We start from the raw sequence: 26,399 nt of genomic DNA on the forward strand, positions 1-26,399 counted from the left end.
GAGAGGATCACCGTGACCGAGATCGGCTACATCGTCGGCAGCATCTCCAGCACCTCCATCAACCGTCGCCTGGCGAAGGCGCTCGAGAAGGTCGCCCCCGAGGGCGTGACGCTCAAGGAGATCCCCATCACGGACCTCCCCTTCTACTCGCCCGACTACGACGGCGACTTCCCCCAGGTCGCGCGCGACTTCAAGCAGGCGATCGAAGGCACCGACGCCATGTTCATCGTGACCCCCGAGTACAGCCGCTCGATCCCCGGCGTGCTCAAGAACGCCCTCGACTGGTCGGCCCGTCCCTATGGCGAGGCGTCGTTCAACGACAAGCCCACCGCCGTCATCGGCACCTCGCAGGGCGGCATCGCCACCGCGGCCGGCCAGCAGCACCTGCGCTCCGTGCTCCTGCACTACAACGCCCTCGTGCTCGGTCAGCCCGAGGGATACATCCAGTCGACCCCCGGCCTGTTCGAAGAGGACGGCACCGTGACCGACGAGGGGACCGCCGCGTTCCTCCGCTCGATCATCGAGGCGCTCGTGACCCTCGCGAAGCGCACCGCGCCCGCCGAGGTCCCCGCAGCCTGAGGCGCGCGTTCACGACGGGGTCGGGGGTTCGCCTCCGGCCCCGTCTCCCAGCTCCCTGAGCCTGTCGCAGGGACCGGACGAAGCGGGTCCTCCACTTCCGGCCTCTCCGTCGAAATCGCGAGCCAGCGCCTCGGCCTTCCGTCGCAGCAGCGCTGCCTCGCGCTCGTTGCGCGTGAGCGCGGCGGCCGCGAGCAGTTCCGCGCGCGCCTCGGCTGATCGCCCCAAGCGCGACAGCAGCTCACCGCGCACCGACGGGATGAGGTGCGAACCCTTCAGCTGCCCGGTCGCCGCGAGGGTGTCGACGGCCGCGAGGCCTTCGAGGGCACCGGATGCCATGGCCACCGCGACCGCGCGATTGAGCGCCACGACCGGATTGGCGCCGAGTCGGCCCAGCGCGTCGTAGAGCTGCACGATGCGCGGCCAGTCGGTCGCGTCGACACTCGTCGCCTCGGCGTGACAGAGCGCGATCGCGGCCTGCAGCTGATACGGCCCGCGGCCTCGGCCCAGGGCCTCGGCACGCTCGAGCAGGGCCCGGCCGCGCGCGATCGCCGACCGGTCCCAGCGTCGCCGGTCTTGATCGGCCAACAGCACGGCATCGCCGTTCGCATCCACGCGCGCCGCGAACCGCGACGCCTGCAGCTCCATGAGCGCCGACAGAGCGAGCACCTCCGGCTCGCGCGGCAGCAGGCGCCCGAGCACGCGCCCCAGTCGCACGGCCTCGTGCGCGAGCTCGGTGCGCAGCACCGCGTCGCCGGCGCTCGCGGCATAGCCCTCGGTGAAGATGAGGTAGATCACCGTCAGCACCGCGGTGCGCCGGGCGGGCCACTCCGACGGCTCGGGCACCTCGAACGGCACCCCGGCCGCGCTCAGCGCCTTCTTGGCCCGCACGATCCGCTGCTGCATCGTCGGCACGGGAACGAGGAAGAGGCGCGCGATCGCCTCGGTGTCGAGCCCGCCGACGACCTTGAGGGTCAGCGCGACCTGCGCGTCGCGCGCGAGCACCGGGTGGCACGCGGTGAACACGAGCCGCAGCACGTCGTCGTCGATGGGCTGCCACGCGGCATCCGTCATCTCGTCGAGATCGGTGCCGATCAGCTGGTACTTCTCGCCTCGCACCCGCTCGCGACGCCAGCCGTCGATCGCGCGCCGCTTCGCGACGGCGGTGAGCCACGCTCCGGGATTGTGCGGCACTCCCTCGCGCGGCCACTGCGCCAGGGCCTCGAGCAGCGCATCGTGCGCGAGGTCTTCGGCCGTGGGAAGATCGCCGACCACGCGCGCGAGCGTCGCGACGATACGGGCGCCTTCGATGCGCCAGATCGCCGCGACGCGTCGCGAGAGGTCGTCGGTCACGTGGGGTCAGCGCGCGGCCTGCTCCTCGCGCCAGCCCTCTTCCTTCTGGATGTACTCGTTGTCGGCGAAGGCCGCGAAGTCGGTCTCGTCGGTGACCCGGCGCACCTCGAGCGTGTTTCCCGCGATCAGCGGAGCGCGGCGCGCCCACTCCACGGCCTCGTCCTTGCTCGACACCTCGATGATCCAGAAGCCGTTGAACAGCTCGTGCGTCTCGCCGTAGGGGCCGTCGGTGACGACCGGCTCCTCGCCGCCGAACTCGACCACGAAGTTCTTGCTCATGTCTTCGGCGAGACCGTCGCCAGCGACGAGCACCCCCGCGTTGATCATGGACTCGTTGTAGGCGCCCATCTGGTTGATGACCTGCTCGAACGGGATCTTCTTGTACTCCGCGTACGCCTCATCGGTGCCGCGCATGATCAGCATGTACTTCATCGTCGTCTTCTCTCGTCGGTGCTCCGGGGAACCGTTCCCCTACTATTGCGTCGAACGGGCGACGACGGAATCGACAGGGCGCGGGAAAAAGATTCCGGATGCCGCTGCGGCGGCGTTCAGCCGAAGATCATCGGCAGGTCGTCCTCGTCGTCGGCGCCCGAGAGGTCGAGATCGGCGACGACGGGCACGTGGTCGCTGGGTACCTCGCCCTTGCGCTCGTTGCGGTGGATCTCGGCGCCGTGCACCGCGTCGGCGAAGGCCTGCGAGCCGAGGATGAAGTCGATGCGCAGACCCTCGTTGCGGGGGAAGCGCAGCTGCTTGTAGTCCCAGTAGGTGTAGCCGGTGGGGATCAGCGGGCGCACGACGTCGGTGAGACCCGCGGCCTCGAAGGCGCGGAAGGCCTCGCGCTCGGGAGGGGAGACGTGAGTGGTCGCGCCCTCGACGACGGTGGGGTCGCCGTTGTCGTCGTCGGTCGGAGCGATGTTGAAGTCGCCGGTCAGGGCGAGCGGCAGATCGGGGTGGGCCGCGAGGGTGTCGGCCGTGTACTGGCGCAGCTTGTCGAGCCAGTCGAGCTTGTAGACGTAGTGCGGGTCGTCGAGTCCACGACCGTTGGGTACGTAGAGGCTCCACACGCGTACGCCGTTCACCGTCGCCCCGATTGCACGGGCCTCCTGGGGCAGGTCGGGACCCTCTTTGCCCTTCTCGAATCCGGGCATGCCGGGGAAGCCGATCTCGACGTCTTCGAGGGGCTCGCGGCTCGCGATGGCGACGCCGTTCCACTGATTCAGGCCGTGCGCGGCGACGTGGTACCCGGCTTCTTCGAACGCCGCGTACGGGAACTGCTCCGTCTTGCACTTGATCTCCTGCATCGCCAGCACGTCGATGTGCTCGCGCACGCAGAACTCGACGGTGCGGGTGACGCGGGCGCGGATGGAGTTGACGTTCCAGGTGGCCAGGCGCATGGCATCCAGCCTACTTTCGGCCGCCGACACTGGCGGCCAGAGCGGCCGCGTGCGCAACCGCGGGCGCCGTGCGCGACACGCCGCTGCGGCCCGCCTGCGGTGCGGAGTGTCGTGCATCGCCCCGCCGTTGTGCCTCGCTTCGGGCGCGCGAGGGCCGAGCACTAAACTCGAGGCCGTGACCACCGCCTCCACTCCCGAGCTCGAAGCCGACCGTCAGGCCCTCATCGGCCTCATCAAGGACGAGGCGGTGTTCCACGGCGACTTCACCCTCTCGAGCGGCAAGAAGGCGACGTACTACGTCGACATGCGCAAGCTCACCCTCGACCACCGCGCCGCTCCCGCGATCGGTCGCCTGGTGCTCGACCTGGTGAAAGACCTCGACGGCATCGTGGCCGTCGGCGGACTCACGCTCGGCGCCGACCCCATCGCCAATGCCGTCATGCACGAGTCGGTGCACGCCGGCCGCCCGCTCGATGCATTCGTCGTGCGCAAGGAGCCCAAGGATCACGGCCGCGGCCGCCAGATCGAGGGCGCCGATGTGAAGGGCAAGCGCGTCGTCGTCGTCGAAGACACCTCGACCACGGGCCAGTCGGCGCTCAAGGCCGTCGAGGCCCTGCGCCGCGAGGGTGCGGAGGTCGTCGCCGTCGCCGTCATCGTCGACCGCAAGACCGGCGCTCAGGCCGCGATCGAGGCCGAGGGTCTGCAGTGGCTGGGGTCGATCGACCTCGACGACCTGGGCCTCGCCCCGCAGTAAGCCCGCCGCGTCACCAGAACAGGCGGATGCGACGAGAACAGGCCGATTCCGCCTGAATCGCCCTGTCGTGGTGACATGCCCTGTTCTCGTGACGAGCCAGGGGGCCGGATGCCGAGCCGTCTCCGCCCCGAACGATGCGACCAGCCGGGCTCAGGGCGCGTCGTCGCCCGGCCCGGGGCCGTCGAAGGGGTCGCGCCGCCCGCCGCCGCGGCGGGACCGCCGCCACTGGACGACGAACGCCACGAGCGTGCCGGCGGTGATGAAGAAAGCGACGATCAGCCAGAGCGTGCGGTCATCCACGGTGTGCCTCCCTGAGCTTCACAAGCCTTCGCTGAGCCCGTCTTCGCCGTCGGCCAAGTCGCTCTCGAGGGGCTCGTCACGCACCAGCTCGGCGACCGACCCGAGGATCTCGTCGGGACGGAACGGATAGCGCTCGATCTCGCGCTGGTCGCTGATGCCGGTCATCACGAGCACGGTGTGCAGGCCCGCCTCGATGCCGGCGACGATGTCGGTGTCCATGCGGTCGCCGATCATGCCGGTGTTCTCGCTGTGGGCGCCGATGCGGTTGAGGGCCGAGCGGAACATCATCGGGTTGGGTTTGCCGACGATGTAGGGCTCTTTGCCGGTGGCCTTGGTGATGAGCGCGGCGATCGCCCCGGTTGCGGGCAGCACGCCCTCGGTCGAGGGCCCCGTGGCATCCGGATTCGTCGCGATGAAGCGGGCGCCGCCGCTGATGAAGCGGATGGCCTTGGTGATGGCCTCGAACGAGTAGTTGCGCGTCTCGCCCACGACGACGTAGTCGGGGGCGGTCTCAGTCAGGATGAAGCCCGCCTCGTGCAGGGCGGTGGTGAGCCCCGCCTCGCCGATGACGAAGGCGGAGCCGCCGGGCATCTGCGACTTGAGGAAGTCGGCGGTGGCGAGAGCCGAGGTCCAGATCGACGACTCGGGGACGACGAGCCCCGAGGCCCGCAGTCGCGCGCTCAGATCTCGCGGCGTGTAGATCGAGTTGTTCGTCAGCACGAGGAACGGCGTGCCCTCGGACCGCCACTGCGCGAGCAGCTCGGATGCTCCGGCGATGGGGGTGTTCTCGTGGACGAGAACGCCGTCCATGTCGGTCAGCCAGCACTCGATGTCGCCACGCGTCCGCATGCGGCCCAGCCTAGACCCGGGTTCCGACACCGCCGGAAAAGAGCGCGGGCGGGCCCGACCCGGAGGTCGTGGGCCCGCCCGTCCGCGGAACGCCGACTTACTTGAACGTGTCCTTGACGTTCTCGCCGGCCTTCTTCGCGTCGGCCTTGACCTGGTCGGCCTTGCCCTCAGCGACCAGCCGGTCGTTGTCGGTGGCGTTGCCGACGGCTTCCTTCGCCTTGCCCACGATGTCCTGAGCGGCGTTCTTGATCTTGTCGTCGAGACCCATGATCGGACTCCTTCTCGTTGTGTCGGCGTCTGCGACGGGTGTCTGTCGTCGCGACGGAGCGGGATGCTCACAGAAGAGACGTATCGGGGTGGGGATTCGTCACGCCGGACGTGGAAAAACTTTCGAGAACTCGATATGCCGGAATCGGAATGCAACCGTGACGTGCGGGCCCGATCTCGTTAGGGTCGAAGGGTGGCGCGCGAAGACTGGGATCCTGAGAACCTCCCCGACCTCTCCGGGAAGACCTATCTGGTGACCGGCGCGACCCGCGGGCTCGGCTTCTTCGCGTGCGAGCAGCTCGCCGTCGCGGGTGCCCACGTGCTGTTGACCGGCCGCAGCCCGCACAAGCTGTCGACGGCCAAGGCCGCGATCCTGCGGTCGCATACGGATGCCGCTGTCGAGACGCTCCTGCTCGATACCAGCAACATGGGCTCGGTGCGCGCCGCCGCGGCCACCGCTCGCGCCCGTGGCCGCCTCGACGGTCTGCTGCTGAACGCGGGGATCGTGCACCCGCCGAAACAGCGTGAGACCGCCGGAGGCCACGAGCTGGTCTTCGCCACGAACGTGCTGGGCCATTTCGCACTCGCCGGCGAACTGCTCAAGCCCCTGTCGACGGGCCGCGGCCGCATGGTCTGGGTGGGCAGCATGTCGACCTCGCTCTGGCGTCACGTGCCCACCGACCCCGAGCTGCGCGAGGGCTACACCCCGTGGCGCGCGTACGTGCAGTCGAAGGCGGCGACCACGGCCCTCGCGCTCGAGGCCGACAAGCTGTTGCGCGCGCACGGCGTGCCGGTGCAGAGTCTGGTGGCGCACCCCGGTTACTCGACGAGCGGACGCACGCGCGGTGTGCGCGGAGTGAACGAGCCCACGCGCCTCTCGCGCTTCGTCGACAACCTGCAGGCACCGATCACGCAGTCCAAGGAGCAGGGGGCGTGGGCGCTGGTGCGTGCGCTCGTCGACCCTCTGGCCGAGGGCGGTTCGATGTACGGTCCCGCCATGGTCGCTCGCGGCCTCCCGCGCACGGCGACGCCCGCCCGGCGCACGCGCGCGAGCGACCTCGGCGCCGACCTGTGGCGCGCGTGCGAGACCGCGACGCACGTGCGCTGGCCCTTCGATCGGGCTCGGCGCGCGGCATCTTGACCGCCGGGCGGCACGTCAGCGCGTGAGCCAGACCGAGGTGGCGGCGTCCGTCGGCAGTGAGACCTCGATGCCGTCGGCGCGCACCACGGTGTCGGAGACGACCTCGAGCTCGTGCCCCACGTCGATCCCCCGCTCGACCATGGCCCGCAGCAGTTCGGGGTCGCGGTCGCTGACGCGCAGCACGCGTCCGGCGTGCCCGGCGGGCGCCTCGGCCAGCAGCACGAAGGGCTCGCGGTGCACCGCGCCGTCGGCATCCGGAATCGCGTCTCCGTGGGGATCGAAGCGCGGACGCCCCAACCGCTCGTCGATGCCCTCGAGCAGTCGGTCGCTCAGCGCGTGCTCGAGTACCTCGGCCTCGTCGTGCACTTCGTCCCACGCGTAGGCGAACTCGCGCACCAGCCACGTCTCGATCAGGCGGTGGCGGCGGATCACGGCGGCCGCGCGACGCTGGCCCGCGGCGGTGAGTGACACGGGCCCGTACGGGCGGTGGGTCACGAGCCCCTGGGCGGCGAGCTTCTTCACCATCTCGGTCACGCTCGAGGGGGCGAGGCCGAGCACTCCGGCGAGCTGCGACGGCGTGATCGCCGAATCCTGCCACTCGGTGTGGTGGTAGATCGCTTTGAGGTAGTCGTCTGACACGGGCGATTCCACGCCGTCAGCCTATCCGCCGGTGAACACCAGCCACAGGAGCACGGCGTTGAGCCCGATGAGGAAGACGGATGCCGCGACCCCGGCGGCCGTCGTCAGGGCACGGTTGCGGTAGACGCCCAGCACGTCGGCGCGCCGGGTGAGGGCGACCAGGGGCACGAGCGCGAACGGGATGCCGAACGACAGCACCACCTGGCTCAGCACGAGCGCGAGGGTCGGATCGACGCCGAGCGCGAGGATCACCAGCGCCGGCACGAGCGTGACGAGACGCCGCGCGACGAGGGGCACGCGGGCGTGGAGCAGGCCGTGCATGATCTCGGCTCCGGCGTACGCCCCGACCGAGGTGGAGGCGAGGCCGCTCGCGAGAAGGCCCACCGCGAACAGGGTCGCCACGAGCGGTCCGAGTCCGTCGCGCAGAGCGGTGTAGGCGCCCTCGAGGCTGTCGGTGCCGTCGACGCCGGCGAGGTTGGCGGCCGCGAGCAGCAGGATCGCGAGGTTGACGGTGCCGGCCACGGCCAGGGCGATCGTCACGTCCCACCGCGTGGCGCGCAGCAGGCGCGGTGTCGAGATGCCGCGGGCCGTCTCGAGGTCGGCGGGGGCGAGGGGCGCGGAGAGGCGTCCGGATGCCGCGACCCCGGCCCTCGCGCGCGGAGCGTCGGCGGCGGGCGGGGCGAAGCGATCGCGGGCGAGGGCGGAGTGGGCGTAGATCGCGTGCGGCATGATCGTGGCGCCGAGGATCGAGGCGGCCAGCAGCACCGAGGTCGAGTCCTCGAAGCGCGGCACGAGTCCGCCCACGACGCCGGCGGCGTCGGGTGGGGCGAAGAACAGCCCGGCCGAGAAGCCGATCGCGATGACGACGAGCAGGCCGATCAGCACGGTCTCGAACGCGCGGGCGCCGCGCCGGGTCTGCACGAGCAGCAGCGCGAGCGAGACGACACCGGTGATCGCCCCTCCCCAGACGAGCGGGATGCCGAACAGCAGGTGCAGGGCGACGGCGCCGCCGATGACCTCGGCCACGTCGGTGGCCATCGCCACGAGCTCGGCCTGCAGCCAGTACGCGCGACGCGCCCACGGCCGCTGGATCCGCCGGCCCAGCACCTGCGGCAGGCTCTCGCCCGTGACGATGCCGAGCTTCGCGGACAGGTACTGGATGAGCCACGCCATCACGTTTCCGAGCACCACGACCCACACCAGCAGGTAGCCGAAGGCGGCACCGGCGGTCATGTTGCTGGCGACGTTGCCGGGGTCGAGGTACGCCACACCGGCCACCATGGCGGGACCGAGCAGCCATAGCGCGCGCTCCGGAGCGCGTCGCTCGGTCACCGCGGCGGTATTTTTCGGCATGCCGAAAAGTTAGCAATATTTCGGGCGACCGAAAAGCGGGTCGATGACCCGCGAGCGCGCCGCACCCGCCCGGGTAGCCTGGAGGAGTGACGGATGCCGACGAACCCACGCCGGCGCCCGATGACGGCCCCACCGATGCGGCGCGTGCGGACGCACCTCCCACGCACGGTGTCGGCCCGTGGCCCGGTGGGCCCGCGCAGTGGCCCGACGACCCCCGCTACGACCCCGAACTGCTCGCGGGCGGCGACACCCGCAACGTGGTCGACGAGTACCGCTACTGGAGCATGAACGCGATCGTGGCGGATCTGGATGCCAAGCGGCATCCGTTCCACGTCGCGATCGAGAACTGGCAGCACGACCTCAACATCGGGTCGATCGTGCGCAGCGCCAACGCCTTCCTCGCCGCCGAGGTGCACATCGTGGGCAAACGTCGGTGGAACCGCCGCGGCGCCATGGTCACCGACCGCTACCAGCACGTGCGCCACCACGAAGACGTCGCCGCCTTCGCCGCGTGGGCGCGCGAAGCGGGTCTGCCGGTGATCGCCGTCGACAACGTCGAGGGGTCGGTGCCGGTCGATCGCGCCGAGCTGCCCGAGCGGTGCGTGCTGCTGTTCGGTCAGGAGGGGCCGGGGCTGTCCGACGAGGCGATCGCCGCCGCCACCGGTGTCGTCGAGATCACGCAGTACGGCTCGACGCGCTCGATCAACGCCGCCTCCGCCGCCGCGGTCATCATGTACGAGTGGTGCTGCCGCTGGGCGTGAGCCCCGCTCCCTCGGGGGCGGTCAGTCGCCCGCGGTCATCCACGCCCGCCCGCGCACGCGCAGGCCGAGCGTGAGGGCCCGCGCGAGCAGGTAGACGCCGAAGAACGCGGCGGCGAGCCACGCCAGGCCGGACGCCCCGCCACCCGCGAGCGCGGCGACCAGCACCAGGGCGGGGATGTAGGGCACGAGGTTGAGCACCCCCGCGATCGCGAGATAGCGCGCGTCGCCGGCGCCGATGAGCACGCCGTCGAGCACGAAGACGAAACCCGCGAGCGGCTGCGCGACGGCGAGCACGAGAAGCGCCGGTCGGATGAGCGCGGCGATCTCGGGGTCGCCCGTGAAGAGCAGACCGATGGCTCCGGACGCGGCCGCCACGACGGCGCCGACGATGACCCCGGACCAGATGCCCCAGGCGCTCGTGCGTCGCAGCACGCGGCCCACGGTCTCGGTGTCGCGGGCGCCGAGCGAGCGACCGATGAGCGCCTGCGCCGCGATGGCCAGGGCGTCGAGGGCGAAGGCCGCCGTCGAGAAGATCGTGAAGGCGATCTGCCATCCGGCGAGCTCGGCCGAGCCCAGGCCCGTCGCGACGGCGACGGTCGCGAGGAACGCGACGCGCAGGCTCACCGTGCGCAGGAACAGCCACCCGCCCGAACGCACGGTGCCGCCCAGGCCGTCGCGCTGCGGGCGCAGGGTCGCGGAATGGCGTCGAGCGAGGCGGCGCACGACCACGACGTAGGCGCCGACCATGCCCCACTGGGCCATCACCGTGCCGAAGGCCGACCCGCCGATGCCCCAGCCGAAGCCGTAGATGAACAGGGCGTTGAGCAGGGCGTTCGCGCCGAAGCCGAGCCCAGCGATCCACAGCGGCGTCACGGTGTCTTGCATGCCGCGCAGCAGGCCGGTCGCGGCGAACACGACGAGCATGGCCGGCAGACCCCACATCGAGATCGACAGGTAGATCCGCGCGTCGTCGGCGACGTCGGGCGCCGCACCGAACAGGTCGACGACGGCGGGGGTCGTCAGCGACCCGGCGATCGCCAGCAGCGCGCCGAGGGCCAGCGCGAGCCACATGCCGTCGATACCCGCCGACACCGCCCGCCCCGGTTCGCCCGCGCCGAGGCGTCGAGCGACGGCGGGGGTGGTCGAGTACGCGAGGAAGATCATCAGGCCGACGATCGTCTGCAGCACCGCGCTCGCGATGCCGAGACCCGCGAGCGGTGCGACCCCGAGGTGGCCCACCATCGCCGCGTCGACGATGAGGAAGAGCGGCTCGGCCACGAGCGCGCCCAGCGCGGGCAGGGCGAGGCGCACGATGCTGCGGTTGAGCGTCTCGGGCGCGGGGGCGGTCACACACCGAGCCTAGGGCGGGCCTCCGACACCGCCGGCTCCGCCTCACCCGCCGCGCACCGCGCGCGTTCCGAGCCGCCATGGATGCGGGGCACTTATCCTGTGTGCATGACCGACACCCCCCGTTCCGGTCTCGCGCTCGACGAGCTCAGCGACGAGATCCGCCCGCAGGACGACCTGTTCCGCCACGTGAACGGCCGCTGGCTGGAGCGAACCGAGATCCCCGACGACAAGGCCCGCTGGGGCTCGTTCCACCTCATCGCCGAGCAGGCCGAGGCCGACGTGCGCACCATCGTCGAGGAGTCGCAGGACGCCGAGGAGGGCAGCGAAGCCCGCAAGATCGGCGACCTGTTCGCGAGCTTCATGGACACCGAGCGCATCGAGGCCGAGGGTGCCGCCCCCCTGCAGCCGCAGCTCGACCGCGTCGACGGCGTGACCGACATCCCCTCGCTCCTCCGGCTCATCGGCGAGCTCGAGCGCGACGGCATCAGCGGCCTGGTGACGCTGTTCGTCGAGCCCGATCCGGGCGACCCGACGCGCTACGTGCCCGTCGTCTACCAGGGCGGCATCTCGCTGCCCGACGAGAGCTACTACCGCCTCGACAACTTCGCCGACACCCGCACCGCCTACCGCGGGCACATCGAGCGCATCCTCGAGCTCGCCGGTGTCGCCGAGGCCGCGGCATCCGCCGATCTCGTCTTCGGCCTCGAGACCGACCTCGCGGCGCACCATTGGTCGCGCGAAGACAGCCGCGACTCGATCAAGACGTACAACCTGAAGTCGTGGGACGACACGGTCGCGCTCGCGGGCGTCGACCTCGAGCCGTGGCGCGCGGGGGTCGCGCCCGGGCACGAAGACGCGCTCGCCGAGGTCGTCGTCTACCAGCCGAGCTTCATCGAGTCGCTCGGCGGCCTTCTCGTCGAGGAGCGTCTCGACGCCTGGAAGGCGTGGCTGCGTTTCAAGATCGTGCACGCGGGAGCGGCGTTCCTCTCCGAGGCGTTCGTCGCCGAGAATTTCGCGTTCTACGGCACGCAGCTCACCGGCGTGCCGGTCAACCGCGAGCGTTGGAAGCGCGGAGTGAGCCTCGCCGAGGCGGCGCTGGGCGAGGCGATCGGCAAGGTCTACGTCGAGCGTCACTTCCGTCCCGATGCCAAGGACGCCATGGACCTCCTGGTGGCGAACCTGATCGAGGCGTACCGCCGCTCGATCGGCGAGCTGGCCTGGATGACGGATGAGACGCGTCAGCGCGCCCTCGCCAAGCTCGACACCTTCGTGCCGAAGATCGGCTACCCCGTCCGCTGGAAGGACTACGCCGACCTCGAGATCACCGCTGACGACCTCATCGGCAACGTCCGCCGCGCGCACGTGTGGGAGCACGACCGCCAGCTCGCCAAGGTCGGCCAGCCGATCGACCGCGACGAGTGGTACATGACCCCGCAGACGGTCAACGCGTACTACAACCCGCTCATGAACGAGATCGTCTTCCCCGCGGCGATCCTGCAGTACCCGTTCTTCGACGCCGACCGCGACGCCGCCGCCAACTTCGGGGGCATCGGCGCGGTCATCGGGCACGAGATCGGTCACGGGTTCGACGACCAGGGCAGTCGCTTCGACGCGGACGGGTCGCTGCGCGACTGGTGGACGGATGCCGACCGTTCGGCGTTCGAAGAGCGCACCAAGGCGCTGATCGCCCAGTACGAGGCGCTCGTTCCCCAGGGTCTCTCGGAAGAGCACCACGTCAACGGCGCCCTGACCATCGGCGAGAACATCGGCGACCTGGGCGGGCTGGGCATCGCGATCGCGGCGTACCGGCTGTTCCTCCAGGAGTCGGGCGAGACCGAGCCTGACGGTCCGGTCGTCGACGGCTACACCGGCATCCAGCGACTGCTGTTGAGCTGGGCGCAGATCTGGCAGCAGAAGGGCCGCGACGCCGAGACGATCCGTCTGCTGACGATCGACCCGCACTCGCCGAACGAGTTCCGCTGCAACCAGATCGTGCGTAACATCGACGCGTTCTACGCGGCGTTCGACGTCACCGAGGGCGATGCCCTGTGGCTCGACGCCGACCAGCGCGTCACCATCTGGTGAGGTCGCGTTTGTTGTTCTCCTGACGCGGAAGGAGCCACGCTCGTGGGCATGCCCCCGGTTCCCGAGCCCGCCCTGCCCGATCCCATCGGGGGGCCGGTGGAGTCGTCGCGACGCGACGCCCCGGCCCTCCGTGGGGCCGGACGCAAGGGGCCCAAGCGTCTGCCGCGGCGCGCGGCCGCGGGGCGCCGGTCGTTCACGGCGACCCTGCGCTCGCTCGACGAGCTGGCCTCGTCGGGAGCCCGGGTGTCGGTGCGCATCGACGACCTCGACGGCGGGTCTCAGGTGCTCGCGGGCGATGACTTCCTCACCCTGCCCGTCGGGGGTCTCGGGGTCGTTCCCCTGCTCATCGAGACGGCGGCCGCGTTCGAGTCGGGGCGCCTCGACGCCCTCGAGATCATCGACCGCGCCGCCGTGCAGCCGGCCGCGCACGGCGGCCTGTGGCAGCACCTCAAGGCGCCCGCGCTGCCGCTGACCGATGTGGCGATGCTCGCCGCATCTTCGGGCGATGCCCTCGCCGTCAACGCGCTGCTGCACCGCGTCGGCCTGCAGTCGGTGCGGGCCCGCGTCGAGCAGCTGGGGCTGCGCCGCACAGCGCTTCTCGACCGCTTCCGTGACGACCGCGGACCCGACGACGCCCCGCACCTCGCGTTGTCGACGGCGCGCGAGATGGCCCAGGTCTTCGCGGGGCTCGTGAACTCGACGATCGTCTCGCCGGGGGTGAGCGCCCAGGTCGCCGAGTGGCTGAGCCTGAACCACGACCTCTCGCTCGTGGCATCCGCGACCGGGCTCGATCCGTTCGCGCACGAGAACGACCAGCACGGGCTGCTGTTCATCAACAAGACCGGCCGCGCGCCCGGCGTGCGCGCCGAGGCGGGGGTGCTCGGCGGGCCGCGGGCCGGGGTGGCCTACGCCCTGATCGTCAACTTCGACGACCTCTCGATCGCGCATCGCCTGCGCGCGCACGACGCCTTCCGCGTGCTGGGCGTCGAGCTCATGGAGTACGTGTACTGACGCTCACGTGGTGCGCACGCGCCACACGCTGCGCGAGCACGACGCGGCCATCGAGGCCAGCACGATGACCGCCGCGCATCCCAGCAGCACCGGAGGTGTTCCGACGGCGTGCGCGAGCGGCCCCACGAGCACCTCCCCGAGCGGCACCGCGACGAACGAGCCGACCATGTCGTACGAGTACACCCGCGACAGTGTCTCGCGGGGCACGTGCGTCTGCAGCGACTGATCCCACGCGATCGCGAAGAGCTCGATCGCGAGCCCGCCGACCGCGAACGCCAAGACGAGCACCGCGAGCGTCGGCTGCAGCGCCAGCATGATCACCGGAAGACCCACGGATGCCATGCCGGCGACGCCGATGCCGAGGGCACGCCGCGGCCGCCATCGCAGGGCGAGCAGCGCGCCGAGCGCGAGGCCCGCGGTCTGCGCCGCGATGACGAGACCCCACCCGGCCCGCCCGAAGGTCTCGTCGGCGACGAGGGGACCGAGCACGGTCGTCGCACCGACGAAGGCGGCGTTCAGCACGGCGAACTGCAGCACGACGATCCAGACCCAGCGGCGGCTCGCGAACTCCCGCCACCCGACGCGCAGATCGCTCCACACCGAGACGGTCTCGCCGGGGGAGGCGGCATCCGCCCGCTCCGGAAGACGAAGGCGCGCGAACAGCAGCGCCGCGACCGCGAAGGCCGCCGCATCGATCGCGAGACCCCAGCCGGGCCCGACCGCGGCGACGACGACGGCGCCGACCGAGGCGCCCACGATGCTGCCGCCGTTCACGCCGAGGCGCAGCAGCGCGTTGGCAGGGCGCAGCTCGGTCGCGGGAACGGTGTCGGGCACGAGCGCCGCTGCAGCGGGCAGGCTCACAGCCGAGACGGCGCCGTTCACGACCCCGAGCAGCACGAGGATCGGGATGCCGGCGGTGCCGGTGAGCACGAGGGCGGCGATCGTCCCCTGGGTCGCCGCCGCCGCCAGCGACGAGCCGACGAGCACGGCGCCGCGCGGCAGCCGGTCGGCGATGACCCCGCCGAACAGGAGCATCGCGACGTTCGCGACCGAGCGGGCCGCTACCACGAGTCCAAGGTCGGCGGCCGAGCCGGTGAGATCGAGAACCGCGAAGGCGAGGGCGATGGGGGCGACGGCATTGCCGACGATGGCGGTCGTGCGGGCGGCCAACAACCAGCGGAACGGAGCGAATGACAGCGGACCCCTCATCGCGTCCGCTTCACGGGGAAGAGGGCGGCCGTCATCGAGACGGGCTGCGTGCCCGGGGTGCGCGGCGGGCGGGCCGCGGCGTGCAGCAGTGCGGAGGCCTCGCCGACGTGCTGCACGATGCGTCGCCACACCGCGGGCTCGATCCACAGCTCGGCGTCGGTCGAGATCGCCGGGCCGTCGATGCGCGCGCGTGCGCGCCGACGGAGTTCGTCGATCAGTGCCTCGACGTACTCCTCCTCGCTCGCGGGGGAGCGTTCGCCGAGAGGGGCGTCGGGGTCGTACCGCCGCGACGACGATTCGTGGCGGTAACGTTTCGCCTCGCCGCCGCGCAGTCGCACGACCTCGACGACACGGACCAGCCCCGCCCGCTCCAGCACGCGCAGGTGGTAGCTCGCGGACGCTTGAGAGACGCCGAGTTCGCGTCCCGCCTCGGCGGCGCTGAGGGCGGCACCCGTGAGCAGGGAGAGCAGGCGGAGCCGCAGGGGGTGCGCCGTGGCGCGCAGCTCGTCGATTCGCGACATCCGGACATCGTGGCCCGGACCGGTGGCGACCGTCAAACGAGTCTTTGGGGGTCGGCGAAATGTTCCCCCTTCCCGCGTGCGAACGCAATCCCTCCTGTGCGGCCCTCTGTCGCTGGGACCCTGGTGGTCCTCTGACCGAGAAAGGGACCGAAGCCATGTCCGACACCACTCCCACCAGCGACCCGTTCGCGAACAACAGCGGCCCCGAGGGCCACTCGATCACCGACTGGACCGACCTCGGTCGCGAGATGTGGTCGTACCTCACCGGCCGCGGCGCCGCGGTCAACTACTCCTTCGTCGACATGACCGTCGAGGTGCCGCGCGACATCGGTCCCGACGCCCCCCGCGCCACGTGGAAGCTCAACGGCACGCTGCGCGTCACCACGAGCGACGACACCGCGGCCGGGTCCGACCCGTACCGCGGCAACTGAGGGGCGGCGCCGTCATGGTGCGCCTCGACATCGACCTCGCCTTCACCGAGACCGAGCAGGGGGCCGATGCCGACCTCCCGCCGTTCGAGGGGACGATCACGGCCGCGGGGAGCGAGATCCGCATCGTCGTGAGCGATCCCTCGCGTCTGCCCGGCAACGGTCGACGCACGCTCGCCGAGCTGTCGACGGTGGCCGACGCGCTGGCATCCCGCGGCATCTCCGTGCAGCTGGAGGGTCCCGACGGCCCGATCCTGCAGCTCGGCGAGGTCAAGAGCAATCCGCTGCAGCGGGTCATCACGGGGTCGAAGCACATCCGACTCGGGTCGGTCTCGGCAGTGGCGCCGCTGATGACCCGGCGCAACAAGGGCCAGGCGCTGACCTTCCCGATTCCGCCCGAGACCCCGCTGCCGCTCGTGCCCACGATCAACCGCACGGTGCGCCGACGCATCACCACGACGCACTACACGCCCGGGTCGGGCAGGCCCCGCCTCATCTTCGCGGTGGGCGATTCGAGCTGGGACGGCTCGCGTCCGCGCGAGTTCGACCTGCTGCCGACGAAGACGACCATCGGCTCGGGCAGCGACGTGGATCTGCAGCTGCCGGGGCTCGCCCCCCTGCACGCCGAGATCCGGCACGAGGGCGACGACGAGTACGTGCTCTACGGCTTCGACGAGGTCGGCGGCGGCGGAGCGCGCGAGCAGGGCCCCGGCCGCGGCCGCGGCGGACGCATCCTGCGCACCGGCGCGCGCATCGAGCTGGGCGACTGGCGCCTGGCGTACTTCCGCGCGGAGTTCGCCGATCACGGACGCCCCTACGGCGGCCGCCAGGGCGGCGAGCTGTCGGATCAGCGCAAGCAGCCGCCGCGCGGCGGCACGGGTCCGCTCAGTCGCGCGAGCGATCCGGAGTAGCCCCGTCGCTTCGCGCAGGCGTCTCGCGCCCCACTGTGGCGCCGAGACTGCATCTCGCTGACGAAACCGTTGCAGGTTGCAACGCACATGTCAGCGAGATGCAGTCTCGCGATGCGGGGGTGCCGCCGCGGCCGCCCGCGCGGGCGTCGAGCCGGGCGGATCGGCCGGGGTCCCGGCATCCGGGATCTAGAAGACGATCGTGTGGTTGCCGTGGCGGATCACGCGGTCTTCGGCGTGCCACAGCACGGCGCGCGAGAGCACCTGGCGCTCGACGTCGGCGCCGCGGCGGGCGAGCTCGGCCGAGGAATCGGCGTGGGTCACGCGGACCGTGTCCTGCTCGATGATCGGACCCTCGTCGAGGTCGCTCGTGACGTAGTGCGAGGTCGCCCCGATGAGCTTCACACCGCGCTGCTTCGCCTTCTTGTAGGGCTCCGCGCCGATGAAGGCCGGCAGGAACGAGTGGTGGATGTTGATCACCGGCACCCCGATCTTCTCGAGGAACTCCGGCGAGAGGATCTGCATGTAGCGCGCGAGCACGATGAAGTCGACGTTGCCGACCAGCAGCTCGAGGATGCGGGCCTCGGATGCCGACTTGTCGGGCCCCGGCGTCGACGGCACGTGGAAGAAGGGCACGCCGAACGAGCGCACGTCTTCAGCGGCCGTGGTGTGGTTCGACACGACCATCGGGATGCTGACGGGGAGGTCGCCACGACGATGACGCCACAGCAGGTCGAGCAGGCAGTGATCCTGCTTCGAGGCGAGGATCGCCATGCGCTTGGGCGTCGAGAGGTCGGTGAGCGTCCACTCGAGCTCGAAGCCGTCGCCGAGGGTCTTCGCGAGGTCGGCCTCGATCTCGGGGAACGCGGCCGAGAGGTCGGGGCGGTGGAACACCACGCGCTGGAAGTACGCCCCGCCGCGCGGGTCGTCGGAGTACTGGTCGAAGGCGACGATGTTGCCGCCCTGGCGCGCGATCAGCGCCGAGACCGCGGCGATGATGCCGGGGGTGTCACTGCCATGCACGATGAGACAGGCGTGATCGGGCTGCAGGTGGGGGCTCGCGGAGACCATCGGACCATTATTCCGCGCGCGGGTGGCGTCGCCGACCACGCGCGGCGTCGGTCCGGGGCGTCGTTCGTGGCCCCGGGGCCACGTCTGTCACCCCGGGGCCACGTCTGCCGCCCCGCCACAGCCCGACACCGGCAGGAATCAGAGGCGCACGACGATCTTCTGCGCCGAGACGCCCGCGCGCTGCCGGTCGAGGGCGCCCTGCACGGCGTCGAGGCCGTCGCCGACGACGAGCGGGGCGGGCGCGGGGCGTAAAGAGCCCTCGGCGAGCAGGCGTGGGACGACCTCACCCCACAGGCGCGGTCCCATCTCGTCGTCGCGCAGGCTGCTGCCCCAGACGAAGTTCGCGCGGATGCCGCGACGGCGGGCGCGCAGCGTCGAGCGCAGCGTGCCGAGCCCGATGCGCGTGAAGACCGGCAGCATCGCGGGAAACAGGCGGCGGCGACCGACCAGCGCGTCGAGGGCGATCGGCGTGCTCGCCATGGCCAGCCGATCCCCACCGGTGCGGGCGAGGATGTCGATGCACGCGTCGGTCGAACCGGCCCCGAGGGCCACCGCGCCGACCACGGGGCGTCCGCCGACAGCCTCGACGAGCTCCGCCACGGCGGAGGGCGAACGGTGGTCGACGACGGCGTCGGCCCCGAGGTCGCGCACGGTCGCCGCGTTGCGGGCGGATGCCGTGGTCACGACGTCGTACCCGGCGGCGCGGGCCAGTTGGATGGCGTTCATGCCCACGCTCGTGGATCCGCCCCAGATCACCACGACGCCTCGAGCGGTGCCGGGCGCCGGGTCACCCGGCATCCGGAGTCCGAGGTGCGGGGTTTGGAACAGGGCGCACGCCGCCGTGGACAGGCCCAGCGGAAAGACGGCGGCCTCCTCGTCGGAGAGGCTGTCGGGCGTGGGAGCGGTGAGGCGCTCGAGCAGGGTCGTGTACTCCTGGAACGCTCCCTCGCGGAGGGGATCGCGGCCGCGGTCGGTGCCGGTGGCGAGCCCGAAGACGCGCTGACCCGCACGGAAGCGCGTGACGGCGGCGCCGACCGCCACCACCTCGCCCGCGACGTCGGAGCCGAGCACGGCGGGGGTGCGCAGCCATCGGTAGGTGATGCGGCTGGTGCCCTGGACGACCCAGTCGACGGGATTGACCGCCACCGCGCGCACGCGCACGAGCACTTCGTCGGCGGCGGGCGCGGGGGTGTCGAGCGTGCCGAGGGTCAGCGCGGCACGGGGTGCGGCGAGCAGGGCGGCGGCGTGCGATGTCATGGGGGGCCTTTCGCGTGATGACACGGAGTGTCTTCACTCTAGACCTGATGACACCGAGTGTCGTCGCATAGGATCTCGGCATGGCCAGATGGGCACCCGACACGCGAGAGCGCCTGCGCACGGCGGCGATGGAACTCTTCGCCGAGCGCGGCTTCGACGCGACGACCGTGCCCGACATCGTCGAACGCGCCGGGGTCACGCGCAGGACGTTCTTCCGCCACTTCGGCGACAAGCGCGAGGTGTTCTTCGGCGACGACGAGATCCCCCGGCTCGCCGCCGAGATGCTCGCCGCCGCGCCCGCAGACCTGCCGCCGTTCGCGATCGCCTGGGCGGGGTTCCTCTCCCTCTCCGCCGATCGCTTCGAGCCGCGGCGTCACGAGATCGTGGCCGCGCGCGAGCTCATCGAGTCGGAGCCCGCTCTGCGCGAACGCGATCTGCAGAAGCAGGCCGACCTGCGGGCAGCCCTGGTCGAGGGCTATCGCGCCCGCGGTGTCGAGCCCCTGCAGGCCCGAGTGCTCGCGGGGGTCGCGGTGGAACTGCTGCAGATGGCCCTCGAGCAGTGGGCGAGCGACGACACGGGCGCGCCCTTGAGGGACCATCTCGAAAGGGTCCGTCGCGAGATGTCGGCCGTCCTGTCCTGACGGTCCACCCGCCGTCCGCCACCCGCCCGCCGGGGGTCGCGAGCGGGGATAGCCTGGAACACGTGACAAGCGCCCTCCACCTCGACCGGCCGGGGTGGCGCACCTGGACGCTGTGGGGCGTCGGCGTGCTCGCCTACGTCGTGTCGATCATCAACCGCACCTCGCTGTCGGCGGTGGGAGTGGATGCGGCCGTGCGGTTCGGCGCGGATGCCTCGGCGCTGTCGATGTTCGCCGTCATCCAGCTCTTCGTCTACGGCGCGATGCAGATCCCCGTGGGCCTCCTGCTCGACCGGTTCGGCGCGCGCCCCATGATCGCGATCGGCATGGTGCTGATGGCGCTCGGCCAGCTCGTCATGGCGTTCGCGGATGCCGTGGGCATCGGCATCCTGGCCCGTGTGCTGATCGGCGCGGGCGATGCCGCGATCTTCCCGAGCGTGCTGCGCGTGATCGCCACGTGGTTCCCGGCCCAGCGCGCGCCGGTGCTCGTGCAGTTGACCGGCATCATCGGCCAGCTCGGCCAGATCGTCGCGGTGGTCCCGCTCGCGGCCCTGCTGCACGCCACGAGCTGGAGCGTCACCTTCGGCAGCGTCGCGGGGCTCGGCGTGCTGTTCGCGATCCTGACCTTCCTCGTGATCCGCAATCGTCCGCCCGAACGTCGATCCGATCCGGTCGACACCTCCGTCGACACGCAGACCGGCGCCGTGCGCGTGGTGCGGTCGGCCCCCGACCTGCGACGCGGCTTCCGCGAGTCGTGGGCGCACCCCGGCACGCGCCTCGGCTTCTGGTCGCACTTCGCCACGCCCTTCGCGGGCACCGCGTTCATGCTGCTGTGGGGCTTCCCCTTCCTCACCGCCGGCGAGGGTCTGTCCCCGGGCACCGCCTCGCTCGTGATGACCTCGCTCGTGCTCTTCAGCATCCTGAGCGGCCCCGTGATCGGGGCGCTGTCGAGTCGGCATCCGACCCGCCGTTCGCGCTGGCTGGTGCTGCCGACCGTGGTGTTCCAGGCGGTCGTGTGGATCGTCGTGATCGTCTGGCCCGGGCCGGCGCCCGTGTGGCTGCTCGTCGTGCTCATGTTCGCGCTGTCGACCGGGGGACCGGCGTCGATGATCGCGTTCGATCACGCGCGCACGTTCACCCCCAGCCACCGCCTGAGCACCGCGACCGGCATCGTCAACGGCGGCGGGTTCCTCGCGGCCCTCCTGGCCATCCTGTTCATCGGTATCGCGATGGACGTGCAGGGTGCGGGCAGCCCCGACACCTACTCGCTCGACGCCTTCCGCATCGCGTTCCTCACGCAGGTGCCGCTGTGGCTCATCGGCGGGATCGCGATCGTCATCGAGCGCGGGCGCACCATCCGCCACGTCGCGGGCACGCTGACGCCACCGCGCTGACGCCACCGCGCTGACGCCACGCCGACGGCGCGGGGCAACGCCGCGGTGCGAGACTCGAAAGCATGAGCGAGATCGACATCCGCACCCTCGACACCGTCGACGCGATCCACGAGGCCGCCGGGGTGCTCGACCGGGTCTGGGGCGAGAAGGGCACGATGCCGGCCAACATCCTGCGCGCGCTCGAGCACTCGGGCAACTACGTCGTCGGTCTGTACGACGGCGACCGCATGATCGGCGCGTCGGCGGCGTTCTTCGGCCCGCCCGCCGCGCGGTCGATGCACTCGCACATCACCGGCGTGCTGCCGGAGTACCAGGGTCGCGGTCTCGGGCGACAGCTCAAGATCCTCCAGCGCGACTGGGCGCTCGAGCGCGGGGTGGGCCACGTCACGTGGACCTTCGACCCCCTGGTCGGCCGCAACGCGCACTTCAACCTCGCCGTGCTCGGCGCGCGCGTCACCGACTACCTCGTCAATCAGTACGGCGAGATGGACGACGCGGTCAATCGCGGCGACGAGTCCGACCGGCTCCTGGTGTCGTGGGCGCTGGCCGAGCCGCCCCTGCCGACGCCGGCCGATGACGAGGTCGTCGCGGTGGTCGCCGTACCCGACGACATCGAGGCTCTGCGTGCGAGCGACCCCGCGGCCGGGGCCGAGTGGCGCGTGCGCGTGCGCGACGAGATGCGCGAGCACCTGGCATCCGGACTCCGTATCGACGGCTTCGACCGACGCGGCTACCTCCTCCTCCGCTGAGGCCTAGAGCGCGGCGGCCAGTGCCCGTCCGACGGTCCGGCCGGTGAAGATGCACTGCCCGAGGAAGGTCCCCTCGAGCGCGTTGTAGCCGTGCGCGCCGCCGCCGCCGAAGCCCGCCGCCTCGCCCGCGGCGTAGAGGCCCTCGATCGGTCGGCCCTCGGCATCCAGCGCCCTGCCCTGCAGGTCGGTCTGGATGCCGCCGAGCGTCTTGCGCGTCACGATCCACAGGCGCACCGCGATGAGCGGTCCGTGCTTCGGATCGAGCAGGGCGTGCGGGGTGGCCGTGCGGAAGAGGCGGTCGCCGAGAAAGCGGCGGCTGTTGCGGATGCCGATGGTCTGGGCGTCCTTCGAGTACGGGTTCACGAGCTCGTTGTCGCGCGCGACGATCTGGGCCCGGATGCCGTCTGCGTCGAGCAGGTCGTCTCCGGTCAGGGCGTTCATGCCGCGCACGAGTTCGGAGAGGTCGTCGGCGACCACGAAGTCGGCACCGTGCTCCTTGAAGGCCTCCACGGGCCCGGGGGCGGAGCGTCCGAGGCGCGTGCGCAGCAGCAGGCCGAGGTCGCGGCCGGTGATGTCGGGGTTCTGCTCCGAGCCCGAGAGGGCGAACTCTTTCTTCACGATCGTCTGGTCGAGCACGAACCACGAGTAGTCGTAGTCGGCGATGTCGGGGGTCGTGCGCAGGATCTTCAGCGTGCCGAGGGTGTCGTAACCCGGCAGCCCCGGCGCGGGCAGGCGTCGTCCGCGCGCGTCGAGCCACATCGACGAGGGACCGGGGAGGATCCGGATGCCGTGCCCCGGCCACACGGGATCCCCGTTCTGCAGCCCCTCGGTGTAGTGCCACATGCGGTCGCGGTTCACCAGGCGCACGCCCTGCTCGGCGGCGATGTCGAGCATGCGCCCGTCGACGTGCGCGGGGACGCCGGTGACCATCTTCTTCGGCGGGATCCCCAGTCGCTCGGGCCACCACCGGCGCACCCGGTCGTGGTCGCCGCCGATGCCTCCGGTCGCGATGACGACGGCGTGCGCGGTCACTGCGAAGTCGCTGACGACGTCACGGGAGGAGGACACGCCACGAGCGCTGTGGTCGGGGGCGAGCACCGCACCCGAGACGCCCGTCACGCGACCGTCGGTGAACTCCAGCCGGTCGACGCGGTGCCGGAAGCGCAGGGTCAGACCCCTGGCATCCGCCGCCTCCCGTGCCCGATCGGCGAACGGCTCCGAGATGCCGGTGCCGGTGCCCCAGGGCACGTGGAAGCGGGGGACCGAGTTACCGTGTCCGGCGGCCGATCCGGCGCCTCGTTCGGCCCAGCCGACGACGGGGGTGAACCTCACGCCCTGTTCGTGCAGCCACGGGCGGGCCTCGCCGGCGGCGAACTCGACGAAGGCGCGGCCCCACTTCTCGGCCCACTCGTCTTCGGGGTGGTCGCCGTCGAGGCGGTCCCAGCCGGCCGAGCCCTGCCAGTCCTGCCACGCGAGGTCGAAGGAGTCCCGCACGCCGAGCCGACGCTGCATGGGGGTGTCGACGAGGAAGATGCCGCCGAACGACCAGAACGCCTGCCCGCCGAGGTTGGCGGCGTTCTCTTGGTCGAGGAGCACGACCTTCTTGCCGGCCCGCACCAGTTCGGCACACGCGACGAGACCCGCGAGCCCCGCCCCGACGACGATGACGTCTGCGTCCACGACTCCTCCTCGACTCGCGCGACCTTCGCGAGAAGGCTATCGAGCCGAGGGGGTCACTGCTCCGAGATCGGGGTGCGGAGGTGATTCAGGCCCGGGGTGCTCTACGCGACTACTTCGACCTGATGGTCATCGACGAGCATCTCCCGATGGAGGAGGGGCTGCGCCTCTTGGCGGAGAAGTATCAGCCCCAGGCCCCAGGCGGACTCATCGCGAATGTCGTTCGCGGTCTCGGCTACATGGGCGACGTCGAAGACGATCCCTCGCTTCCCGTGTCACGAGCGGAGATCGAGCAGTTTTGGTCGGCACGGCAACCACGCCTGGCTCGTCAGGCACTCTGACTGCCTGGGGCGTCACTGCTCCGAGATCGGGGTGTCCTTCTCGGCCGCGGGGTCGCCCTGGCCCGGCCCCGGGCGCACCGCGGCGTCGTCGCGCACGTCGATGCGGGTGACGCCGTCGTGCTCGCTGACGTCGAACCGGGGAGCGGCGTCCGCCTCCGTGGCCTTGGGGGCGCTGGTCAGCTGGTCGTGACGGTTCTCTTCGAAGCTCTTCTCGTCGCTCACTGCGGTCACTCCTTCTCGCCGGCCGAACGCCAGGCGTCCGACTCCATGTGCGAGCCCGCCTGCGGGCCCATGTGCAGCATTCCGCCGTCGACGACCCAGCTGGCCCCCGTGACGTAGGCGCTCTCGCGCGATGCGAGGAAGCGGATCACGTCGGCGACCTCCTCGGGCTTTCCGGGGCGACCCAGCGGGATGCCGGGGCGGTGGATGCGCTCGGCGTCTTCGGCCGACATGTCGTTGATGGGGGTGGCGATCTCTCCGGGCGCGACCGCGTTCGCGGTGATGCCGTACTGGCCGAGCTCGAGGGCCATCGTCTTGATGAGGCCGCCGACGCCGTGCTTGGCGGCGACGTAGGGGGCCGATCCGACGCGCGGCTGGTGCTCGTGCACGCTCGACACGACGATGAGGCGTCCGCCGTTGCCCGCGGTCACCATGCGGCGGGCCGCGGTGTGCAGGGCGAGGAACGCGCCGTCGAGGTTGAGTGAGATGTCGGTGCGCCAGGTGTCGAAGTCGAGGTCGAGGAAGGTGCCGCCGATGCCGCCTCCGGCGTTGTTGACGAACACGTCGAGACCGCCGAGCTCGTCGGCCATGGCGTTCACGGCATCCGGGACCGCGTCGAAGTCGGTCGCGTCGAACTGCGCGACGACCGCCTTCGCGCCGCGCTCACGCACGGCGGCGGCGGTCTCTTCGGCGCCGTCCTTGTCGGAGTGGTAGGTGACGGCGACGTCGATGCCGGCGGAGGCGAGGGCGAGGGCGGTGGCCGCGCCGATGCCGGAGTCGGAGCCGGTGACGATCGCGTGGCGGGGGGTGAAGTCGGCGCTCATGAGGGCGACGCTACGCGCGCTACACCGACGGTCGCGGTCCCTTGCCAGGCCTGCGCGCGGGCGTTACGGTCGCGGATCCCGTTCGCTAGCCTGCCGTCATGCCGCTGATCCGCCCCACCGCGCCCGTGACCCTCGAAGCCGTGGAACTCCGTGTGCTGCACATGCCCCTGGTGTCGCCCTTCACCACCTCGTTCGGCACCGAGACGGTGCGCGAGGTGATCGTCGTGACCGCCGAGACGCCCGACGGTCGCGGCTGGGGAGAAGTGGTGACGCAGTCCGAACCGTCGTACTCCAGCGAGTACACGCAGGGCGCGTGGGACGTGCTGACCCGCTTTCTCGCCCCGGCGCTGCTCGCGCGTCGGACCGTCGCGCCGGAGGAGGTCACCGGAGCACTGCACCACGTCGTCGGCCACCGCATGGCCAAGGCCGGTCTCGAGCTCGCGGTGATCGACGCGGCCCTGCGCGCCGAGGGGCGGAGCTTCGCCGCGTACCTCGGCGCCGAGAAGGACAGGGTGCCCTCGGGCGTCTCGGTCGGCATCCAGAGCGATCCCCAGGCGCTCGTCGCCGCCGTCGGCGGCTACCTCGACGACGGCTACGTGCGCATAAAGATCAAGATCAAGCCCGGTCGCGACATCGACGACACAGCCGCCGTGCGCGCGGCCTTCGGCGGCATCCCGCTGCAGGTCGACGCCAACTCCGCCTACACGTTGGCGGATGCCGACACCCTCGCCGAACTGGACCGCTTCGACCTGCTGCTCATCGAGCAGCCCCTGCAGGAAGACGACCTGGTCGATCACGCGACCCTCGCGAAGCGCCTGTCGACGCCCATCTGCCTCGACGAGTCGATCGTGAGCGACAAGGCCGCCGCCGACGCCCTGGCCCTCGGCTCCGCCGCCATCATCAACATCAAGGCGGGTCGCGTCGGCGGGTACCTCGAGGCCATCGCGATCCACGACCGCGCGCTCGACGCGGGCATCCCCGTGTGGTGCGGCGGCATGCTCGAGACCGGCATCGGCCGCGCGGCCAACGCCGCCCTCGCGGCCCTGCCCGGATTCACGCTGCCGGGCGACATCTCGGCATCCGCCCGCTTCTACACCCGCGACATCGTGACCGCGCCGGCCGTGATCGAGGACGGACACGTACGCGTACCGACCGGTGCGGGGCTCGGTGTCGAGATCGACGAGGCCGCGCTGGAGGCGTTCACCGTGCGCCGCGAGCGGATCACGCGCTGACGCCCGGCGGGCGACCAGGCGGGCGCGGGCCGCTTCGATAAACTGGTGCCTGCGCTCTCGCGCTCGATCCCCACACCTTTTCCGACCATTGGAGCCAC

The 26,399-nt window shown here is 71.3% G+C and carries 29 protein-coding genes; 13 read left to right on the top strand and 16 right to left on the bottom strand.

What is annotated here, in order from left to right:
• Positions 1–6 precede the first annotated feature (6 nt).
• A complete protein-coding gene (locus M3667_RS15240; protein ID WP_251509397.1) occupies positions 7–579 on the top strand; it encodes an NADPH-dependent FMN reductase in 573 nt (190 codons plus the stop codon).
• Between the two features lie 9 nt (positions 580–588).
• Here the strand turns inward: M3667_RS15240 and M3667_RS15245 are convergent, their stop codons facing one another.
• From M3667_RS15245 to M3667_RS15255, 3 genes are all read right to left on the bottom strand, one after another.
• Positions 589–1,929, bottom strand: coding sequence for an RNA polymerase sigma factor (locus M3667_RS15245; RefSeq protein ID WP_251509268.1), 1,341 nt, complete (start codon positions 1,927–1,929; stop codon positions 589–591).
• A 6-nt stretch (positions 1,930–1,935) separates the two neighbouring features.
• Positions 1,936–2,361, bottom strand: coding sequence for a YciI family protein (locus M3667_RS15250; protein ID WP_251509270.1), 426 nt, complete (start codon positions 2,359–2,361; stop codon positions 1,936–1,938).
• A gap of 116 nt (positions 2,362–2,477) precedes the next feature.
• Positions 2,478–3,323, bottom strand: a complete 846-nt coding sequence (locus M3667_RS15255) for an exodeoxyribonuclease III (RefSeq protein WP_251509272.1) — start codon at positions 3,321–3,323, stop codon at positions 2,478–2,480.
• 175 nt (positions 3,324–3,498) lie between these two features.
• On the opposite strand from M3667_RS15255, the gene pyrE reads away from it, so the two are divergent.
• Positions 3,499–4,077: an orotate phosphoribosyltransferase gene (gene pyrE / locus M3667_RS15260; protein WP_251509275.1), complete on the top strand. Its 579-nt coding sequence runs from the start codon at positions 3,499–3,501 to the stop codon at positions 4,075–4,077.
• Positions 4,078–4,227: 150 nt separating this feature from the next.
• Here the strand turns inward: pyrE and M3667_RS15265 are convergent, their stop codons facing one another.
• The 3 genes from M3667_RS15265 to M3667_RS15275 all read right to left on the bottom strand — a co-directional run bounded on the left by M3667_RS15265 (position 4,228) and on the right by M3667_RS15275 (position 5,494).
• Positions 4,228–4,377 carry a hypothetical protein gene (locus tag M3667_RS15265; RefSeq protein ID WP_251509278.1) on the bottom strand — a complete coding sequence of 50 codons (150 nt, stop codon included), beginning with the start codon at positions 4,375–4,377 and terminating at the stop codon, positions 4,228–4,230.
• An 18-nt stretch (positions 4,378–4,395) separates the two neighbouring features.
• Complete coding sequence (locus M3667_RS15270; RefSeq protein ID WP_251509279.1) at positions 4,396–5,226, bottom strand: HAD-IIA family hydrolase; 831 nt, start codon at positions 5,224–5,226, stop codon at positions 4,396–4,398.
• Positions 5,227–5,323: 97 nt separating this feature from the next.
• Positions 5,324–5,494 carry a CsbD family protein gene (locus M3667_RS15275; RefSeq protein WP_251509280.1) on the bottom strand — a complete coding sequence of 57 codons (171 nt, stop codon included), beginning with the start codon at positions 5,492–5,494 and terminating at the stop codon, positions 5,324–5,326.
• 192 nt (positions 5,495–5,686) lie between these two features.
• Between M3667_RS15275 and M3667_RS15280 the strand changes: the two genes are divergently transcribed.
• Positions 5,687–6,634, top strand: a complete 948-nt coding sequence (locus M3667_RS15280; protein ID WP_251509282.1) for an SDR family NAD(P)-dependent oxidoreductase — start codon at positions 5,687–5,689, stop codon at positions 6,632–6,634.
• Positions 6,635–6,649: 15 nt separating this feature from the next.
• Here M3667_RS15280 and M3667_RS15285 read toward each other — a convergent pair whose 3' ends face one another.
• The gene (locus M3667_RS15285) at positions 6,650–7,285 is read right to left on the bottom strand and encodes a metal-dependent transcriptional regulator (RefSeq protein WP_251509285.1); all 636 of its coding nucleotides are present in this window, start codon (positions 7,283–7,285) and stop codon (positions 6,650–6,652) included.
• A 9-nt stretch (positions 7,286–7,294) separates the two neighbouring features.
• The gene (locus M3667_RS15290; protein WP_251509287.1) at positions 7,295–8,626 is read right to left on the bottom strand and encodes an Nramp family divalent metal transporter; all 1,332 of its coding nucleotides are present in this window, start codon (positions 8,624–8,626) and stop codon (positions 7,295–7,297) included.
• Between the two features lie 86 nt (positions 8,627–8,712).
• Between M3667_RS15290 and M3667_RS15295 the strand changes: the two genes are divergently transcribed.
• Positions 8,713–9,387: an RNA methyltransferase gene (locus M3667_RS15295; protein WP_251509289.1), complete on the top strand. Its 675-nt coding sequence runs from the start codon at positions 8,713–8,715 to the stop codon at positions 9,385–9,387.
• Positions 9,388–9,408: 21 nt separating this feature from the next.
• Here the strand turns inward: M3667_RS15295 and M3667_RS15300 are convergent, their stop codons facing one another.
• Positions 9,409–10,737, bottom strand: a complete 1,329-nt coding sequence (locus M3667_RS15300) for an MATE family efflux transporter (protein ID WP_251509291.1) — start codon at positions 10,735–10,737, stop codon at positions 9,409–9,411.
• 105 nt (positions 10,738–10,842) lie between these two features.
• On the opposite strand from M3667_RS15300, the gene M3667_RS15305 reads away from it, so the two are divergent.
• Positions 10,843–12,822, top strand: coding sequence for a M13 family metallopeptidase (locus tag M3667_RS15305; RefSeq protein ID WP_251509294.1), 1,980 nt, complete (start codon positions 10,843–10,845; stop codon positions 12,820–12,822).
• A 48-nt stretch (positions 12,823–12,870) separates the two neighbouring features.
• Complete coding sequence (locus M3667_RS15310; RefSeq protein ID WP_251509398.1) at positions 12,871–13,833, top strand: serine hydrolase; 963 nt, start codon at positions 12,871–12,873, stop codon at positions 13,831–13,833.
• A gap of 3 nt (positions 13,834–13,836) precedes the next feature.
• Here M3667_RS15310 and M3667_RS15315 read toward each other — a convergent pair whose 3' ends face one another.
• The gene (locus M3667_RS15315) at positions 13,837–15,042 is read right to left on the bottom strand and encodes an MFS transporter (protein WP_251509297.1); all 1,206 of its coding nucleotides are present in this window, start codon (positions 15,040–15,042) and stop codon (positions 13,837–13,839) included.
• A complete protein-coding gene (locus M3667_RS15320) occupies positions 15,039–15,563 on the bottom strand; it encodes a helix-turn-helix domain-containing protein (protein WP_251509299.1) in 525 nt (174 codons plus the stop codon). The genes M3667_RS15315 and M3667_RS15320 overlap by 4 nt, the downstream gene beginning before the upstream one ends.
• A 155-nt stretch (positions 15,564–15,718) precedes the next feature.
• Between M3667_RS15320 and M3667_RS15325 the strand changes: the two genes are divergently transcribed.
• Both M3667_RS15325 and M3667_RS15330 read left to right on the top strand, forming a co-directional pair.
• Positions 15,719–15,994 carry a hypothetical protein gene (locus tag M3667_RS15325; protein WP_251509301.1) on the top strand — a complete coding sequence of 92 codons (276 nt, stop codon included), beginning with the start codon at positions 15,719–15,721 and terminating at the stop codon, positions 15,992–15,994.
• A gap of 14 nt (positions 15,995–16,008) precedes the next feature.
• Positions 16,009–16,902, top strand: a complete 894-nt coding sequence (locus tag M3667_RS15330; RefSeq protein WP_251509303.1) for an FHA domain-containing protein — start codon at positions 16,009–16,011, stop codon at positions 16,900–16,902.
• Positions 16,903–17,088: 186 nt separating this feature from the next.
• Here the strand turns inward: M3667_RS15330 and purU are convergent, their stop codons facing one another.
• Both purU and M3667_RS15340 read right to left on the bottom strand, forming a co-directional pair.
• Positions 17,089–17,970: a formyltetrahydrofolate deformylase gene (purU, locus tag M3667_RS15335; protein WP_074694650.1), complete on the bottom strand. Its 882-nt coding sequence runs from the start codon at positions 17,968–17,970 to the stop codon at positions 17,089–17,091.
• Between the two features lie 138 nt (positions 17,971–18,108).
• Positions 18,109–19,227 (bottom strand): zinc-binding alcohol dehydrogenase family protein, encoded by a 1,119-nt coding sequence (locus tag M3667_RS15340; RefSeq protein WP_251509305.1) that lies wholly within the window; start codon positions 19,225–19,227, stop codon positions 18,109–18,111.
• A gap of 80 nt (positions 19,228–19,307) precedes the next feature.
• On the opposite strand from M3667_RS15340, the gene M3667_RS15345 reads away from it, so the two are divergent.
• The 3 genes from M3667_RS15345 to M3667_RS15355 all read left to right on the top strand — a co-directional run bounded on the left by M3667_RS15345 (position 19,308) and on the right by M3667_RS15355 (position 22,008).
• Positions 19,308–19,868: a TetR/AcrR family transcriptional regulator gene (locus M3667_RS15345; protein WP_251509307.1), complete on the top strand. Its 561-nt coding sequence runs from the start codon at positions 19,308–19,310 to the stop codon at positions 19,866–19,868.
• A 62-nt stretch (positions 19,869–19,930) separates the two neighbouring features.
• Positions 19,931–21,259, top strand: a complete 1,329-nt coding sequence (locus M3667_RS15350; RefSeq protein ID WP_251509309.1) for a nitrate/nitrite transporter — start codon at positions 19,931–19,933, stop codon at positions 21,257–21,259.
• A 62-nt stretch (positions 21,260–21,321) separates the two neighbouring features.
• Positions 21,322–22,008, top strand: a complete 687-nt coding sequence (locus M3667_RS15355; RefSeq protein WP_251509312.1) for a GNAT family N-acetyltransferase — start codon at positions 21,322–21,324, stop codon at positions 22,006–22,008.
• Between the two features lie 3 nt (positions 22,009–22,011).
• On the opposite strand, the gene M3667_RS15360 is transcribed toward M3667_RS15355, so the two are convergent.
• On the bottom strand, positions 22,012–23,688 hold the full coding sequence (locus M3667_RS15360) for an FAD-binding dehydrogenase (RefSeq protein WP_251509314.1): 1,677 nt from the start codon (positions 23,686–23,688) through the stop codon (positions 22,012–22,014).
• A gap of 80 nt (positions 23,689–23,768) precedes the next feature.
• Here M3667_RS15360 and M3667_RS15365 point away from each other — a divergent pair, with 80 nt between their 5' ends.
• Positions 23,769–24,026, top strand: a complete 258-nt coding sequence (locus M3667_RS15365) for a hypothetical protein (RefSeq protein ID WP_251509316.1) — start codon at positions 23,769–23,771, stop codon at positions 24,024–24,026.
• Between the two features lie 12 nt (positions 24,027–24,038).
• On the opposite strand, the gene M3667_RS15370 is transcribed toward M3667_RS15365, so the two are convergent.
• Both M3667_RS15370 and M3667_RS15375 read right to left on the bottom strand, forming a co-directional pair.
• Positions 24,039–24,248: a multidrug transporter gene (locus tag M3667_RS15370; RefSeq protein ID WP_251509318.1), complete on the bottom strand. Its 210-nt coding sequence runs from the start codon at positions 24,246–24,248 to the stop codon at positions 24,039–24,041.
• A 5-nt stretch (positions 24,249–24,253) separates the two neighbouring features.
• Positions 24,254–25,069 (bottom strand): SDR family oxidoreductase, encoded by an 816-nt coding sequence (locus tag M3667_RS15375; protein WP_251509320.1) that lies wholly within the window; start codon positions 25,067–25,069, stop codon positions 24,254–24,256.
• 98 nt (positions 25,070–25,167) lie between these two features.
• On the opposite strand from M3667_RS15375, the gene menC reads away from it, so the two are divergent.
• A complete protein-coding gene (gene menC, locus M3667_RS15380; RefSeq protein WP_251509322.1) occupies positions 25,168–26,301 on the top strand; it encodes an o-succinylbenzoate synthase in 1,134 nt (377 codons plus the stop codon).
• Positions 26,302–26,399 lie beyond the last annotated feature (98 nt).

The sequence above is a fragment of the Microbacterium sp. P26 genome, from assembly GCF_023712585.1.
In the GTDB taxonomy this organism is placed as follows: Bacteria; Actinomycetota; Actinomycetes; order Actinomycetales; family Microbacteriaceae; genus Microbacterium; species Microbacterium algihabitans_A.

Excerpts from the sequence above, each read along its gene's own strand:
- M3667_RS15250 (WP_251509270.1), bottom strand. The coding sequence starts at position 2,361 with ATGAAGTACATGCTGATCATGCGCGGCACCGATGAGGCGTACGCGGAG.
- M3667_RS15255 (WP_251509272.1), bottom strand. The coding sequence starts at position 3,323 with ATGCGCCTGGCCACCTGGAACGTCAACTCCATCCGCGCCCGCGTCACC.
- M3667_RS15270 (WP_251509279.1), bottom strand. The coding sequence starts at position 5,226 with ATGCGGACGCGTGGCGACATCGAGTGCTGGCTGACCGACATGGACGGC.
- M3667_RS15275 (WP_251509280.1), bottom strand. The coding sequence starts at position 5,494 with ATGGGTCTCGACGACAAGATCAAGAACGCCGCTCAGGACATCGTGGGC.
- M3667_RS15290 (WP_251509287.1), bottom strand. The coding sequence starts at position 8,626 with ATGCCGAAAAATACCGCCGCGGTGACCGAGCGACGCGCTCCGGAGCGC.
- M3667_RS15305 (WP_251509294.1), top strand. The coding sequence starts at position 10,843 with ATGACCGACACCCCCCGTTCCGGTCTCGCGCTCGACGAGCTCAGCGAC.
- M3667_RS15310 (WP_251509398.1), top strand. The coding sequence starts at position 12,871 with ATGCCCCCGGTTCCCGAGCCCGCCCTGCCCGATCCCATCGGGGGGCCG.
- M3667_RS15315 (WP_251509297.1), bottom strand. The coding sequence starts at position 15,042 with ATGAGGGGTCCGCTGTCATTCGCTCCGTTCCGCTGGTTGTTGGCCGCC.
- M3667_RS15320 (WP_251509299.1), bottom strand. The coding sequence starts at position 15,563 with ATGTCGCGAATCGACGAGCTGCGCGCCACGGCGCACCCCCTGCGGCTC.
- M3667_RS15325 (WP_251509301.1), top strand. The coding sequence starts at position 15,719 with ATGTCCGACACCACTCCCACCAGCGACCCGTTCGCGAACAACAGCGGC.
- M3667_RS15330 (WP_251509303.1), top strand. The coding sequence starts at position 16,009 with ATGGTGCGCCTCGACATCGACCTCGCCTTCACCGAGACCGAGCAGGGG.
- purU (WP_074694650.1), bottom strand. The coding sequence starts at position 17,970 with ATGGTCTCCGCGAGCCCCCACCTGCAGCCCGATCACGCCTGTCTCATC.
- M3667_RS15340 (WP_251509305.1), bottom strand. The coding sequence starts at position 19,227 with ATGACATCGCACGCCGCCGCCCTGCTCGCCGCACCCCGTGCCGCGCTG.
- M3667_RS15345 (WP_251509307.1), top strand. The coding sequence starts at position 19,308 with ATGGCCAGATGGGCACCCGACACGCGAGAGCGCCTGCGCACGGCGGCG.
- M3667_RS15355 (WP_251509312.1), top strand. The coding sequence starts at position 21,322 with ATGAGCGAGATCGACATCCGCACCCTCGACACCGTCGACGCGATCCAC.
- M3667_RS15375 (WP_251509320.1), bottom strand. The coding sequence starts at position 25,069 with ATGAGCGCCGACTTCACCCCCCGCCACGCGATCGTCACCGGCTCCGAC.
- menC (WP_251509322.1), top strand. The coding sequence starts at position 25,168 with ATGCCGCTGATCCGCCCCACCGCGCCCGTGACCCTCGAAGCCGTGGAA.